This is a genomic window from Glutamicibacter sp. NPDC088483, assembly GCF_044753145.1.
Classification (GTDB): Bacteria; Actinomycetota; Actinomycetes; order Actinomycetales; family Micrococcaceae; genus Glutamicibacter.
On the sequence record NZ_JBIVMP010000002.1, the window covers coordinates 277,975 to 291,692 of the forward strand.

14 protein-coding genes are annotated in these 13,718 nt (G+C 57.5%); 7 read left to right on the forward strand and 7 right to left on the reverse strand.

The features are described from left to right. The first annotated feature begins 220 nt into the window (after nucleotides 1-220). The gene (locus tag ACIP6G_RS05515) at nucleotides 221-682 is read left to right on the forward strand and encodes a DUF3817 domain-containing protein (protein ID WP_332486229.1); all 462 of its coding nucleotides are present in this window, start codon (nucleotides 221-223) and stop codon (nucleotides 680-682) included. 149 nt (nucleotides 683-831) lie between these two features. On the opposite strand, the gene ACIP6G_RS05520 is transcribed toward ACIP6G_RS05515, so the two are convergent. Next, entirely contained in the window at nucleotides 832-1,800 is a 969-nt protein-coding gene (locus ACIP6G_RS05520; protein WP_400289061.1) for a bile acid:sodium symporter, read from the reverse strand. Between the two features lie 148 nt (nucleotides 1,801-1,948). Between ACIP6G_RS05520 and ACIP6G_RS05525 the strand changes: the two genes are divergently transcribed. Further along, nucleotides 1,949-2,323, forward strand: coding sequence for a DUF3054 domain-containing protein (locus ACIP6G_RS05525; RefSeq protein ID WP_105658356.1), 375 nt, complete (start codon nucleotides 1,949-1,951; stop codon nucleotides 2,321-2,323). Here the strand turns inward: ACIP6G_RS05525 and ACIP6G_RS05530 are convergent. Next, nucleotides 2,312-2,854 carry a hypothetical protein gene (locus ACIP6G_RS05530; protein WP_208294227.1) on the reverse strand — a complete coding sequence of 181 codons (543 nt, stop codon included), beginning with the start codon at nucleotides 2,852-2,854 and terminating at the stop codon, nucleotides 2,312-2,314. The two genes, ACIP6G_RS05525 and ACIP6G_RS05530, sit on opposite strands and share 12 nt — an antisense overlap. Next, nucleotides 2,855-3,451, reverse strand: a complete 597-nt coding sequence (locus ACIP6G_RS05535; RefSeq protein WP_332486221.1) for a sigma factor-like helix-turn-helix DNA-binding protein — start codon at nucleotides 3,449-3,451, stop codon at nucleotides 2,855-2,857. Between the two features lie 164 nt (nucleotides 3,452-3,615). On the opposite strand from ACIP6G_RS05535, the gene ACIP6G_RS05540 reads away from it, so the two are divergent. Then, nucleotides 3,616-3,897 carry an Lrp/AsnC family transcriptional regulator gene (locus ACIP6G_RS05540; RefSeq protein WP_105658354.1) on the forward strand — a complete coding sequence of 94 codons (282 nt, stop codon included), beginning with the start codon at nucleotides 3,616-3,618 and terminating at the stop codon, nucleotides 3,895-3,897. Nucleotides 3,898-3,982: 85 nt separating this feature from the next. Here the strand turns inward: ACIP6G_RS05540 and trpD are convergent, their stop codons facing one another. Continuing rightward, nucleotides 3,983-5,050 carry an anthranilate phosphoribosyltransferase gene (gene trpD / locus ACIP6G_RS05545; protein WP_332594750.1) on the reverse strand — a complete coding sequence of 356 codons (1,068 nt, stop codon included), beginning with the start codon at nucleotides 5,048-5,050 and terminating at the stop codon, nucleotides 3,983-3,985. Between the two features lie 286 nt (nucleotides 5,051-5,336). On the opposite strand from trpD, the gene ACIP6G_RS05550 reads away from it, so the two are divergent. From ACIP6G_RS05550 to ACIP6G_RS05565, 4 genes are all read left to right on the forward strand, one after another. Further along, on the forward strand, nucleotides 5,337-5,975 hold the full coding sequence (locus ACIP6G_RS05550; protein WP_105658353.1) for a heme-copper oxidase subunit III: 639 nt from the start codon (nucleotides 5,337-5,339) through the stop codon (nucleotides 5,973-5,975). A 76-nt stretch (nucleotides 5,976-6,051) separates the two neighbouring features. Beyond that, nucleotides 6,052-6,846 carry a cytochrome c gene (locus ACIP6G_RS05555; protein ID WP_105658352.1) on the forward strand — a complete coding sequence of 265 codons (795 nt, stop codon included), beginning with the start codon at nucleotides 6,052-6,054 and terminating at the stop codon, nucleotides 6,844-6,846. Nucleotides 6,847-6,917: 71 nt separating this feature from the next. Continuing rightward, nucleotides 6,918-7,967 (forward strand): ubiquinol-cytochrome c reductase iron-sulfur subunit, encoded by a 1,050-nt coding sequence (locus ACIP6G_RS05560; protein ID WP_105658351.1) that lies wholly within the window; start codon nucleotides 6,918-6,920, stop codon nucleotides 7,965-7,967. A gap of 2 nt (nucleotides 7,968-7,969) precedes the next feature. After that, nucleotides 7,970-9,640: a ubiquinol-cytochrome c reductase cytochrome b subunit gene (locus ACIP6G_RS05565; RefSeq protein ID WP_105658350.1), complete on the forward strand. Its 1,671-nt coding sequence runs from the start codon at nucleotides 7,970-7,972 to the stop codon at nucleotides 9,638-9,640. Nucleotides 9,641-10,697: 1,057 nt separating this feature from the next. Here ACIP6G_RS05565 and ACIP6G_RS05570 read toward each other — a convergent pair. From ACIP6G_RS05570 to ctaD, 3 genes are all read right to left on the reverse strand, one after another. Then, on the reverse strand, nucleotides 10,698-11,480 hold the full coding sequence (locus ACIP6G_RS05570) for a GntR family transcriptional regulator (RefSeq protein WP_105658348.1): 783 nt from the start codon (nucleotides 11,478-11,480) through the stop codon (nucleotides 10,698-10,700). A 113-nt stretch (nucleotides 11,481-11,593) separates the two neighbouring features. Continuing rightward, nucleotides 11,594-11,995: a cytochrome c oxidase subunit 4 gene (locus tag ACIP6G_RS05575; RefSeq protein ID WP_105658347.1), complete on the reverse strand. Its 402-nt coding sequence runs from the start codon at nucleotides 11,993-11,995 to the stop codon at nucleotides 11,594-11,596. Between the two features lie 2 nt (nucleotides 11,996-11,997). Further along, nucleotides 11,998-13,716 (reverse strand): cytochrome c oxidase subunit I, encoded by a 1,719-nt coding sequence (gene ctaD, locus ACIP6G_RS05580; protein ID WP_105658346.1) that lies wholly within the window; start codon nucleotides 13,714-13,716, stop codon nucleotides 11,998-12,000. Nucleotides 13,717-13,718: the final 2 nt, after the last annotated feature.

Genomic DNA, 13,718 nt, shown 5'->3' on the forward strand with positions numbered 1-13,718 from the left:
ATCCTGCCAGATTCAGGCGCATTGGGGCATCTGGGTCCAAGTGCATCCGGTGCTTTTCCTGCAGCAAGGGCCTGCCTAGAAATCAAGTAGGTGCTGCGTCAACCGGGAACTCCATGCTCCAGGGCAGGATGTCGGCGGTATCCGTGGAGCCAGATAGGCTAGTACTTGACCGAGTTCCCGGACTACTCCCCTATCTACCTTCAAGGACAGAAAACACCCTATGTCTCCAAGCGCCCTGTACCGTCTAGTTGCCCGCGCTGAAGCTGTCACATGGACGATGCTGATCATTGCATTGATTTTGAAGTACGTCGTCAAGGTTGGTGATTGGCCTGTTTCCATTGCCGGCTTCATCCACGGCTTTGTCTTCCTGACTTATGCAACGATGGCTGTGCTCATTGGCATGAATCAGCGCTGGAGGAAGTCGCTGATCATTGGAGCTGCCGCGACCGCCGTCGTCCCATATCTGACCATTCCTTACGACAAGTGGCTGGAACGCAAGGGAAAGCTGGAAGGTACCTGGCGTACCGAGGCAACCGATCATCCAGATGATCGCAAGTGGACCGACGCGACGATGCGTTGGCTTGTTGCCCGCCCGGCGCTGACCACGGTCCTGCTATTCGTCGTTATTGCCGGTATCTTCTCGACCATGCTTTTCATTGGCCCTCCAGGTGGCGAGCACTAATCATGGATTCTATGAGGAGCAGACTGCTTTCGCCTGGGCATCACTGTATGCCCTGACTCCTCAATCCAATTTGCCTGGCCCGGTCACTTCCATGTGTTCTTGGCCAGGCAAATTCTGTTTAATCCGGAGATAGCAGGGTAAGGCTCGAACTACTTGGTGGTGCGTTGCTTCGGTGCGTAGTGAACCATCACCAACATTCCAATTAGCTCTACCAAGGTCTGGCTAACGACCACGGCAGAGGCTAATTCCAGCTCCGCGGGCAAAGCCAGGGCCAGGGGAAGCACCACCAGAGAATTGCGTGTGACGCCACTGAAAGTAACTGCCCGCCGCGAGGCGGTGGGCAGCTTGAAGAGTTTCCCCGCGGAGTATCCAAGGACATTCATGATGCAGATAAACAGAGCGAAAACCATAATGGCCAGCCCTAATTGACCCAGGCTTGCTCTCACCGTGAAGATCTGCGAGCCCACCACGCTAAATAGCGTTCCCATCACCAACGGAACCATTAGATAGTCGGCCCAATCCCCGATGGGCTCTGCCCAGGTAAATCGTTTGGCGAGTGCCTGGGTGAGTGCTGCTGCCAGCAGTGGGAGCACGATCAGTCCCAGCAGTGCCCCCAGGAAAGGAGCTGGCACGATCACGTCGATCGCCGAGGGTCCAGCAAATATATAGAGGTATGCCGGCACGAGCAGCATCTGCAAGATCAACAAGAGCGGTGTGGCCGCCAGCAACCGTTGGCTGTCTCCCCCGGCTAAGCCGGTAAAGACGATAACGTAGTCGATGCAGGGCGCTAGCAAGACCAGCAGCACGCCGAAGAGCAGTGCCTGGTCCCCCGCCACTATTCGCGATAGCCCGAAGGCCACGAGCGGCACCACGGCAAAGTTGACCGCGCACAGTGCACCCATGAAGCAAGTGTCCCGGAAGGCCTCCGGAAAACGGGTCAGCGGCATGCCCAGGAAAGTAGCGTAGAGCAGCAACCCAAGGAACGGGTTAACCGAGTTCTCCAGACCCTTGCTTGCGGCAGGCAAGGCCAGGCCGAGAACGCAACCGGCAGTGATCGCGGATAAATAGAGGGCGATCTGGTGCGTTTGCATCCATGCATTGCCAGGCCAGATCTTCATAGGACTAATGCTAGAACAATAGCTGCGGCCACCATGGCCGTGAGCTCATTCGGGCGAGCCTCGATGGCGACCTTCTGTGTCTGAACCGACAACGATCCAGCCAACGCCGAATTACTCACGGACACCGGGGTAAACCTATGATGAGTACATGAAGGATTCTATTCGTAAGTGGCCGCTGTGGATGGCTGTCGACGTTGTTCTCATTGTTCTATTCGCCCTGCTCGGTCGACGTGAACACGAGCATGCCTTGAGCATTGGCGGCATCCTGATGACCGCCCTGCCGTTCTTGGTTGCCTACGTCGTCGTGACCTTGCTGTCCAAGCCTTGGACCACGATCAACAAGCTCTTCCCTGTTGGCGTACTGGTCTGGGTGGTGACCGTAGCAGCGGGCCTTGCGCTTCGCGTTGGCATGGATTCCACTGCGGCGCTCCCCTTCATCATCGTCGCGACACTGGTTCTGGGCGCATTCTTGATGGGGCGTCGGCTGGTTACCTCAATGGTGGCTAAGCGGCTAGGTAAATAGCAGGCCGAGCCCGTAGGAACCGGCAGCGACGAGACCGCTGGCGAAAGTCCCCAGAATAAACTGTTCGGCGGCGCGATGGTTTTTCAGTTCAGAGAACCGGCCAAGACCCTTGACCGCCAAGACGACGGCAATGCCTTCTGGCCAACCGGCCCAGAGGCTTCCAACGATGGCCGTGCGCTCCAGGAGTCCGATCCACAGCCCGCCTCGAAGCGGTGAAGGGTCGGACTCCTCCTTTTGGAGCTCGACATCATTCTTCGCAGCAAGCCGGAAAACAAGTTCCGTAAACGGACCGCCGAAACTAATGGCAAAGATGGAACTCAGGACGATCGCGTACACCGGCGAAAGCCCGTTCTGCTCCAACGAAGTTTGAGAAGCAACTGCCAGCAGGGCCGAGAGAATGGCGAACAGGGCAGAGCCCACAACTAGCCAGTCGCGGACACGAGCTCGTTTGCCCATGGCATAGCCAAGGTAGGCAGCTATGCAAGAGACAAACGCCGCCAGGCTCAGACTCCCCCAAGCGATCCAAAGCATTTACTGCTCCTTTAGCATCTTCAGCTGTCGGTTCAGCGATTTGGCAGCTTCATCCATCATTCGGTTCGCCTCAAACCATAGCGCGGCCGACAGACGAGAAGAGACAGCCTGCTGGGTGATTCCTAATTCTTTGGCAATCTGCTGCTGGGTCAGGCCTTCGTCGGCCAGAGTTCCCGCTTCCCATGCCGTGGCCCGTCGCTTTGAAACTATGCAGGCAGTCAGCTGGAGCTCGGCTTCCAGACGGGTGGCTTCATGCGACGGTCCATGAACAGCTAGATGCGCATTGGTGTTCTTTGCCCGCTCAACTGCGACACGAGCATATTCAAAGGCAGGTCCCCTGCCGGCACGGGTTTCTTCGGGCAGTGGCGTTTCGACTTGCCCAAAGCCAATGCCGACACTCCAGTCCCCTGAAGCTGCCATCATCACTGCCAAGCGAATAGCTTCGTTGGCGTTATCCAAGACAGCTTGAACTTCATCGCCGGCGGTTCGCTGGAAGGGACGAACCACTGGAACGGTAGCATTAGCTTGCTTGACTAGAGCCTCCACCTTATCTTCGGTGGAACGTGAACGCCGCTGGTCAATGGTCAACACAATCATGGAACAATTGTAAAACTTTGTATCTGAATCTACAAATTAAAATCATTGTACTATGCGAAGCGGGGCGATGCGCCCATGCCTCTCATTCGCTGCTTTTCGACTAGAGTTGATTCCAGATCAGCCGCCTCCTGGCAGGCGATAAGTTAGAACCGAAAGGCACAGTGATGGTCACCGCATTCGTCATGATCCAGACTGCAACGGACAGTATCCCTGAATGCGCTAAGCAGATCTCCGCAATCTCGGGCATCAGCGAAGTCTATTCCGTAGCAGGCGACTGGGACTTGATTGCAATTGCACGAGTCAACAAGCACGAGGACCTCGCCGAAGTCATTGCCAATAAGCTTTCCAAGATTCCAGGCATCCGCGGCACCCAGACCCACATTGCATTCCGCGCATATTCGGAACATGATCTTGAAGCAGCCTTTTCCCTTGGCCTAGGCGACTAAGGACTTTTCAAGAACAAAGCCGGCCTTCGGTTCAGCGATTGTAAAATCGCGAACCAAAGACCGGCTTCGTTGGCATCTGACGGTGCTACGCGCCTACGATCGCCTGGGTCGTTGAGGACCAGGCTTCCAAGGTCGCCTTCGCCGCACCGGAATCGATGGAATGCGCCGCTTTCCCAATCGCCGCCCGCATGCGATCTTCGAAACTGCCTTCAGCAGTATCGCTGTAAGCCACCATTCCGGCAGCCGCGTTCAGGAGGACCGCATCTCGAACGGGTCCGGGAGTCCCGGAGATGACATCTCGTACAACCCCTGCGTTATGTAGTGCATCTCCACCGCGCAGATCATTAAGCGTCGCACGGGCAAATCCCACGTCCTGGGCATCGAACGTGAACTCAGTGACCGTGCCGTTGCGCACTTCCCAGACGCGGTTAGCTGCAGTGGTGGTTAGTTCATCCAGTCCGTCATCCCCGCGGAAGACCAGGCCACGCACGCCACGGCTTGCAAGAACGCCCGCCATGATTGGTGCCATGACCATGTCGGAGCAGCCGATGGCGGATGCGCTGGGCAATGCGGGATTGGTCAAGGGGCCCATGAAGTTGAAAGCGGTTGGTATGCGCAATTGACGGCGTGCTCCGGCAACGTGGCGCATCGAGGGATGGAAGACGTTGGCGAAGCAGAACGCAATCCCAACCTTGTCGTACACCTCTACAAGGCGCTCGATTGGTACCTCCAGGCGAACGCCCAATGCTTCAAGCACGTCGGCGGAACCCGAGGACGAAGAGGATGCGCGGTTGCCGTGTTTAACTATGCTCACGCCGGCGCCAGCGCACACCAGTGTGGCCATCGTTGAGATGTTGACGGTGTTCTGGCGATCGCCACCAGTCCCAACAATGTCCAAAGTTTGTGCATCGATGGTCAAGGGGCGCGCATTGGCGACCATGGAGTCCACCAAGCCGGTCAATTCGGCCACGGTTTCACCCTTGGATCGCAGTGCAACCAGGAACCCGGCAATCTGAACGTCGCTCGCCTCGCCGGACATGATCTCATTCATTGCCCAAGCGGCCTGTTCGCGGCTGAGATCGCCACCGTTGATCAGGGTGGCCAATAGATCTGGCCACGTCGGGAACTTTTCGTTTACAAGGCTCGTTGACACATGGGAAAGCCTATCCAGACACCGGGGCGCTACCCAATTCATGTCGTTAGATGATGTGGCTCAGGTCGCTAAAAATGCCTAGTTTCTGGGGTTAAATACGAAACACTTTCGTTGCATAAATGATTGTTTCGTGAGACTCGCCGGATGAAGCTCTACGAATTGTAGAAAGAGTTTTCTCTGTACTTCCGCATGTTTCCGCGGATGTTGCCAAGATGTGGCGCAACAAACCTCTGCCAACCCGCTTTTGCATTGGTATCTGAGGGGCATTTAGAGACATAATGTCAGTGTGACAACTGCGACTCATGCCCCAAATACGACGGCGCCACATGCGCCGAACCGCCCAAACATGGTGTCGGTGGGAACGATGGTGTGGCTCTCCAGCGAGCTCATGTTCTTCGCCGCCCTCTTCGCCATGTACTTCAGCCTCCGGGCTGCCGCGCCCGAACTATGGGCGACTGAAACTGCCAAGCTCAACGTACCGTTCGCGCTGGTTAACACCATCATCCTGGTGTCCAGCTCGTTCTCGTGCCAGCTAGGCGTGTTCCGTGCCGAAGAATTCAAGCCTCGCCGTTCCGGTGGGCTTTTCAACTTCAAGGAATGGGGAATGATTGAATGGTTCATTCTTACCTTCATCCTTGGCGCGATCTTCGTTTCGGTTCAGGCCTACGAATACGCTGTCCTCGTTAGCGAGGGCGTGGCATTCGACTCGAACTCCTACGCTTCGGCCTTCTACATTACGACCGGCTTCCACGGCATTCACGTCGCTGGTGGTCTGATTGCATTCTTGCTGATCATTGGTCGTGCGATGCTGGCTAAGAAGTTTGGTCACTTCGAAGCAACCGGCTCCATCGTCGTGTCCTACTACTGGCACTTCGTTGACGTTGTTTGGATCGCCCTGTTCGCGATCATCTACTTCTTGAAGTAGCAACTTAAATTCATTAGTTGCCTCAACAAGAAGTACGGCAACACCACACCAAAGAAACTAAGTGAGGAACCAGCAAGTGAAGGCTCTTTCGAAAAAGCGCCGCCACCCGCTCGCCGCTGTGGCCCTGCTTCTGTTCGGATTGCTGATTACCGGCAGTCTTTACACTGCAGCCGGTAACATCAGCGAAGCGAAGGCAGCTGAGACCACTTCTGCATCGCAGGCCGATGTAGAAGAAGGTCAGAAGCTTTTCGTCGCCAACTGCGCTACTTGCCACGGCATGAATGCCGAAGGCTCTGACTCCGGTCCATCGCTGATCGGCGTTGGCGCGGCTTCTGTTGACTTCCAGGTCGGCACCGGCCGTATGCCGATGCAGATGCAGGGCCCGCAGGCCCAGGTCAAGCCAGTACAGTTCGACGACGAGCAGATCTCCCAGCTGGCAGCGTATGTTGCAAGCCTGGGTGCAGGCCCAGCGATCCCTGATGAGGAATACTTGGATACCACCCAGGGCGACGCCGCCCACGGTGGCACCGTCTTCCGTGTGAACTGCGCAATGTGCCACAACGCGGCTGCTGCCGGTGGCGCGTTGACCCGCGGCAAGTTCGCACCAACCCTGACCGGTGTATCCGAGAAGCACATCTACGAAGCGATGGCTACCGGCCCACAGAACATGCCAGTGTTCAACGACTCGAACATCACCCCAGAAGAGAAGCGTGACGTTATCACCTTCCTGAAGACCATTGAAGCAAATGGTTCCGCTGGCGGTGCAGCCCTGGGCTCCCTGGGTCCAGTTGCTGAAGGCCTGTTCACCTGGACCGCAGGTCTGGGTATCATCATTGCCTTCACCATTTGGTTGACCTCGCGTCCTTCCTAAGGCAAACCCGCGGCCTCGGCCGTAACCATCACTACGTACATAAATTCCTAACAGAAGGATGAGAGAGAAACATGGGCGACCATAGTCACGGCAGTCCCGAAAACTCGGGCACCGTTGCTAAGGCTGACGATGTAGCTCAGGATCGATTCCCAGATCCGGGCTTACCACCCCATCGTCCGCGTCTCGCAGACCGCGATCCGCGCGCAGCCAAGCGACATGAGCGTCAAGTAGCGCTCCTATTTACCATCTCCATCATCGGCACGCTCTTCTTCTTCGTGGCCTACTTCGTCCTGGGCCACCTGGGCGAGATGACCTTCGCTGAACTGCGTGTGCAGAACGCTGCACTGGGACTGGGCACCGCTTTCGCGATGCTCGGTATCGGTGTGGGTATTGTTCACTGGGCCAAGACCCTGATGCCGGATCACGAGCTCATGGAAATGCGCCACGAGATCCGCTCGGAAGAAGATCGCCAGGATGCCGTCGAAATCATCGATACCGTGCTCGAAGAGTCCGGCATCAAGCGTCGTCCGCTGATCCGCAATACCCTGATCGGTGCCATCGCCTTGGCGCCAATCCCAGCAATCTTCATGTTCCGCGACCTGGATCGCACCGGTAACACCGCGAACGAGATGATCGATTCCCTGCGCCACACCATGTGGGACAAGGGCATCCGTCTGACCCGCGACCCATCCGGTACCCCGATCAAGGCTTCGGATGTGCAGATCGGTTCCGCATTCCACGTGATCCCAGAAGGCCTCAACGAGACCGAGCACCCGCTGAACGAAAAGGCCAAGGCCGTCGTTCTGCTGATGCGCATGGATCCAGCAGAAATGCAGATCTCCGAGGGACGCGAAACCTGGAACGTCGACGGCATCGTCGCATACTCCAAGATTTGCACCCACGTGGGTTGCCCGATTGCCTTGTACGAGCAGCACACCCACCACTTGCTGTGCCCTTGCCACCAGTCGACCTTCGACCTGACGCAGGAATGCAAGGTCATCTTCGGCCCAGCTGGCCACGCACTGCCACAGCTGCCAATTACCGTGGACTCCGAGGGCTACCTGGTAGCTCAGAGTGACTTCCACGAACCAGTTGGCCCGTCCTACTGGGAGCGTGGTTAATCATGACGACAACTAACGAATACCAGGCATCGACCGCTACCGGTCGCATCGCCAACTTCGTGGATTCCCGCGTCGGCGCTTCGGGCATGGTCAAGGAATTCGGTCGCAAGATCTTCCCGGACCACTGGTCGTTCATGTTCGGCGAAGTGGCAATGTACACCTTCGTACTGCTGCTGCTCTCGGGCACCTTCCTGACCTTCTTCTTCGATCCGTCGATGGCTCACGTCGTCTACGACGGCTCGTACGTACCGATGAAGGGTATCGGCATGTCGACGGCTATGGCATCGACCATGGATATCTCCTTCGACGTGCGCGGCGGCCTGTTCATGCGACAGGTACACCACTGGTCGGCACTGCTGTTCGTCGCTTCCCTGTCCGTGCACATGCTGCGCGTATTCTTCACCGGCGCATTCCGTCGCCCACGTGAACTGAACTGGGTTGTCGGCGGCGTGCTGCTGATCATGGGTCTTGCTGCCGGCTTCACCGGCTACTCCCTGCCTGATGATCTGCTGTCCGGTAACGGCCTGCGCATTATCGATGGCGTCATGAAGGCACTGCCGATCGTCGGCACCTACCTGTCGATGTTCTTCTTCGGCGGCGAGTTCCCTGGCGATACCGTGATTCCGCGACTGTACTCGTTGCACATCATGATTGTTCCTGCGGTCATTATCTTGCTGATCGTTGTGCACCTGTTCATGGTCGTGACCCACAAGCACACCCAGTACCCTGGCCCAGGCCGCACCAACGACAACGTTGTTGGCTTCCCGGTTGGTCCGGTATACGCAGCCAAGGCCGGTGGATTCTTCTTCATCGTCTTCGGCATCGTGGCATTCATTGCTGGCCTGTTCCAGATCAACCCGGTATGGAACTACGGTCCATATGACCCATCCCCTGTTTCGGCTGGTACCCAGCCGGACTGGTACATCGGTTTCGTCGATGGCGCGCTGCGCTTGATGCCAGGTTACCTGGGCAACTTCAGCTTCGAATGGATCATTCCATTCCCATGGGGCGATAACACCCTGGTGATGTCGGTACTGCTGCCAGCACTGGTTCCTGCAGGCGCACTGTTTGCAGTGATGTTCGCATGGCCGTGGATCGAACGCTGGATCACCAAGGACAACCGCGAGCACCACCTGCTCGACCGTCCACGCAACGCTCCATTCCGAACCGCAGTGGGCGCTGCCGGCGTAGTCTTCTACTGCGTCATGTGGGCTGCTGCTTCCTCGGACTTGATCGCGACCCACTTCCACGTGTCGCTGAACGATGTCACCTACTGGCTGCGTACGCTGTTCTTCCTGGGCCCAATCTTCGCCTTCTGGTTGACTCGCCGTATCTGCCTGTCGCTGCAGCGCAAGGATCGCGAGATCGTCCTGCATGGCCGCGAAGCTGGCATCATCCAGATGTCGCCTGAGGGCGGCTTCTCGGAGAAGCACGAGGAAGTCGACGTCTACAAGCGTTACCTGCTGACCAACTACGTTGATCGCCAGTACATCCCGGCTCAGCCTGACGCAGCAGGACACGTCTCCGGTTCGGAGAAGCGTCGTGCAGCAATCTCGAAGTTCTTCTTCGAAGATCGCGTCGCCCCGGTAACCCCATCGGAGCTGGAAGCTGCTCATGCAGCCCACGGCCACCATGAGGTTGAGGGTGACACGCAGGACTCGATCGCCAAGTAATAGCGACCTGAGTTAGTCACAAAAGGAGGGACACACCGCAAGGTGTGTCCCTCCTTTCGTTACCCCGGCCTTCCCAGGGGTCCCAGTGAGCCTAGCGCCGGTGAGCGCTCCGAAGACGCATGGTGGACGCCCATCGAGATTCCAGTGGCTTAGAACGGCATCTGGCACTGCTGGGTGCTCAGGGTGGAAAGTCCGATACTGCTCCCCTAGCCGCGTATCGAGCTGCGCTCCCCAGTGCGGAGAAGAATTGGCCATCCTGTTTGGCACTTCAGTCGGAAATGCCGTTCGGGGCTGAATGCTACTGCCGGCCTGCAGTGCAGCCATTCCGGATTGGCTGGAATCGAATGCGGCACGCCATTGCCAGTTGCGACAGGTGCAGCTGCCCGGAATCGTCCCGGGCCGAACCGGAGCGGAGAGCTGCTCAGTGCATTTGTCTTTCCAGCGAAGGCTCTCCAGACTGGGGACGAGCTCAGTTGCGCAATCACGTTCGCCAAGACTTCGGATGCAGCAGTTTCGACTCCCGTTTTGGCTCTCGGCATGGTCGAGCCGATGGCCAGGGCGTTCTTCCAATGCAGCTCCCCTGCCAGAAAGAATGCCCGGCAGGCACCATGCCCTCCAGTCCTGCTTCAGAATCGTTTGAATTGGATGACGGAATAACTCTGGACGCATCGACCGGATGGCAGAATCTCGCTGCAACCAGGACTGTGTGATCTAGGGATATATTGGATCTTCGCTACGGCCTATCGCACCAGTGTGGCTGGTTTCCCACTGGACAGGGCGGCTGGAGTGTCCACTTTTCAACTTCCGTCGACATTCCATGTCCTGCTGCCTTGAAGCGGCTTTGAGCTTGCGCCGCGATCTTCTTCCGTGTGCGGGAGACCTGCTTGCTCCTGCTATAGCTCCATACCGGCGGACCAGGCTGCGGGAGTGCTTATTCAGTAGTTGATGCCCGGAACCATTTTGAACGGCAGATATGGCATCCTTGGGCATGGTTGACGGGGGTGCTTGGCACTTGCGCGTTGGAATCGAAGCAGCCGGCCGCCTGGCCAGGCCAGGCCTAGAAAGTATCGGTGTAGCGAGGCGTGCGTGTGCCCACTCGCTGCAACGGCACGAAGAGCTTGTAGCGGTCTGAGCGGTAGAGCGAGACCGAGTAGTCGGCTAGCCGATCGCCGATGTAGGCATACCGGGTGATCTGCAGGAGCGGGAAGCCTGGTTCTACGCCCAGGAGCACGGCTTGCCGCTTGCTCGCCGCAGTGCTTTCCACCTGGTCCTCACCCCATTCGAGCAAGATGCCATAGCGCTCGTGCAATGCCTGATAGAGCTTTGACGGCGGCTCGCCATCCACAAAGCCAGGCACGAGATCGGCAGGCATATAGTTCTCGTCCAGGCTCATGGGGGTGCCATCGGCCAGCAGCAGGCGCTTGAACTGGACTACGGCAGTACCCTCCTCCACCATCAGCTGCGAAGCCAAGGTGGCGCTGGCTTTAATCTCCGCGAATTCGAGTACATGGGCATCGGGAACCATGCCGCGGCGCATCATATCTTCGGAGTAGGAATGCAGGCGGACACGAAGGTCCAATTTTTCGGGCACGACGAACGTGCCGATTCCCACCACGCGTTTGAGCACTTGTTCATCCACTAAGGCATCGATGGCTTGGCGGATGGTCTTGCGGGCCACGCCGAAGTGCTCTGCCAGCACGCGTTCGGGCGGAAGCTTGTAGCCGGGTTTGCAGGCCTCGCGTGCATGGGTCTTGAGAATCTCTCGGATTTGCCGGTACTTGCTTTGCCGGCTGGCCGGATCAAGGTGCGCCTGGACATGTGGCTGCGGTGCGTGGCGCATGCTGCTTCTCCTTGATCCAAATATCCTGACGGCCTATCTCCATCGAGGAACCCCTATTAAAAGACTAACGGGACGACAAGCAAAATTGCTTGTCGTCCCGTTAGGGTTACTGCCTAGTGAGCGTGATCGCCACGGCTGTATTCGTAAACCCAGCCGGTCACGCCAACGACGGCCAAACCGGCGCCGATGAAGAAGACCCACCAGCCCACAGCGAGGCCAAGGAAGCCAATCGCTGCAGCCGAAGCCAGGACCAGTGGCCACCAGCTCCATGGGGAGAACATTCCGATATCGCCGGCGTTCTCGTGGATTTCGCCATCCACGCGGTCCTCGGGCCTGTTGCCAACGCGCTTAGCGGTGAATAGCAAGTAGCCACCTACCATCGCGGACAATGCGACCAGCATCAGCAATGCCAGGAATCCGACCCATTCGCTCCAGTTGGTCATGTAACCGTAGACAATCGCTACTGGGGTGAAGAAGAAGACGCCACCCAGGAAAATCCAGGATTCAACTTTCATCGTTACACGTCCTTCTGGTCAGCCGAGCCGAAGATCTTCGCAACCGGAGTTTCGGGGGTTACCCGTCCACTCAGTTCCGGGTGGTGCAGATCCAGTGCCGGACGCTCGGAACGGATGCGAGGGATCGAGTGGAAGTTGTGGCGTGGTGGAGGGCAAGAAGTTGCCCATTCCAGCGATGCGCCGAAGCCCCATGGATCATCTACTTCGACCTTCTTGGCGTTTCGGTGGGTTACCCACACGTTCCAGAAGAATGGAATCATCGACGCACCCAGAATGAATGCGAAGACGGTCGAAACCTGGTTCATGGTGGTGAAGCCATCTTCAGGCATGTAGTCGGCGTAGCGACGTGGCATGCCCATAACGCCCAGCCAGTGCTGGATCAGGAAGGTGCCGTGGAAGCCGATGAACAGCAACCAGAAGTGAATCTTGCCAAGACGCTCGTTGAGCATCTTGCCGGTCCACTTCGGCCACCAGAAGTAGAAGCCAGCGAACATCGCGAACACAACGGTACCGAAGACTACGTAGTGGAAGTGAGCCACAACGAAGTAGGTATCCGATACGTGGAAGTCCAGCGACGGAGCCGACAGGATAATACCGGTCAGACCGCCGAACAGGAAGGTGATCATGAAGCCCATGCTCCAGAGCATTGGGGTTTCGAAGGTGATCGAGCCGCGCCACAGGGTTCCGATCCAGTTGAAGAACTTCACACCGGTTGGAACTGCGATCAGCATGGTCATGAAGCCGAAGAACGGCAGCATTACCGAGCCAGTGACGTACATGTGGTGTGCCCACACGGAAACCGACAGTGCAGCAATCGAGATGGTCGCGAAGACCAGGCCCTTGTAGCCGAAGATCGGCTTGCGGGAGAACACTGGGAAGATCTCGGAGACGATGCCGAAGAACGGCAAAGCAATGATGTAGACCTCAGGGTGCCCGAAGAACCAGAACAGGTGCTGCCATAGTACGGCACCGCCATTCTCTGGATCGAAGATGTGGGCACCGAAGCGGCGGTCTGCACCCAGTGCGAACAGCGCAGCTGCCAGTGGCGGGAAAGCCATCAGGACCAGCAACGAGGTGATCAAGGTGTTCCACGAGAAGATCGACATGCGCCACATGGTCATGCCAGGTGCACGCAGGCAGATGATCGTGGTAATGAAGTTGACGGCGCCTAGGATGGTACCGAAGCCCGACAGTGCAAGGCCGAAGACCCAGAGGTCTCCGCCGATTCCTGGCGAGAAGGTGGTGTTCGACAGCGGAGCGTAAGCGAACCAACCGAAGCTAGCTGCACCCTGGGGGGTGAGGTAGCCGGCCAGAGCGATCAGCGAGCCCAGCGAGAAGAACCAGAAAGCCAATGCATTCAGACGTGGGAAGGCCACATCCGGGGAACCGATCTGCAGGGGCATCATGACGTTGGCGAAACCTGCGAACAGCGGGGTTGCGAACATCAAGAGCATGACAGTGCCGTGCATGGTGAACAGCTGGTTGTACTGTTCCTTGGTCTGCAGGATCTGCATGCCTGGTTCGAACAGCTCTGCACGAATCAGCAGCGCCATAACGCCACCGACACAGAACAGGATGAACGAGCTGATCAGGTACATGTACCCGATCTTCTTGTGGTCGGTCGAAGTAATGTAGTCGACGAACAGACGACCCTTGGACTTCGGCACTACGGCTGGAGCAATCGACTTCACGTCGTCAGTTGCATATTCAAACGTTGTCATGA

Bases quoted from the DNA above. Each gene is read 5' to 3' on its own strand.
- ACIP6G_RS05515 (WP_332486229.1), top strand. From the start codon at position 221: ATGTCTCCAAGCGCCCTGTACCGTCTAGTTGCCCGCGCTGAAGCTGTC.
- ACIP6G_RS05520 (WP_400289061.1), bottom strand. From the start codon at position 1,800: ATGAAGATCTGGCCTGGCAATGCATGGATGCAAACGCACCAGATCGCC.
- ACIP6G_RS05525 (WP_105658356.1), top strand. From the start codon at position 1,949: ATGAAGGATTCTATTCGTAAGTGGCCGCTGTGGATGGCTGTCGACGTT.
- ACIP6G_RS05530 (WP_208294227.1), bottom strand. From the start codon at position 2,854: ATGCTTTGGATCGCTTGGGGGAGTCTGAGCCTGGCGGCGTTTGTCTCT.
- ACIP6G_RS05535 (WP_332486221.1), bottom strand. From the start codon at position 3,451: ATGATTGTGTTGACCATTGACCAGCGGCGTTCACGTTCCACCGAAGAT.
- ACIP6G_RS05540 (WP_105658354.1), top strand. From the start codon at position 3,616: ATGGTCACCGCATTCGTCATGATCCAGACTGCAACGGACAGTATCCCT.
- ACIP6G_RS05560 (WP_105658351.1), top strand. From the start codon at position 6,918: ATGGGCGACCATAGTCACGGCAGTCCCGAAAACTCGGGCACCGTTGCT.
- ACIP6G_RS05565 (WP_105658350.1), top strand. From the start codon at position 7,970: ATGACGACAACTAACGAATACCAGGCATCGACCGCTACCGGTCGCATC.
- ACIP6G_RS05570 (WP_105658348.1), bottom strand. From the start codon at position 11,480: ATGCGCCACGCACCGCAGCCACATGTCCAGGCGCACCTTGATCCGGCC.
- ACIP6G_RS05575 (WP_105658347.1), bottom strand. From the start codon at position 11,995: ATGAAAGTTGAATCCTGGATTTTCCTGGGTGGCGTCTTCTTCTTCACC.
- ctaD (WP_105658346.1), bottom strand. From the start codon at position 13,716: ATGACAACGTTTGAATATGCAACTGACGACGTGAAGTCGATTGCTCCA.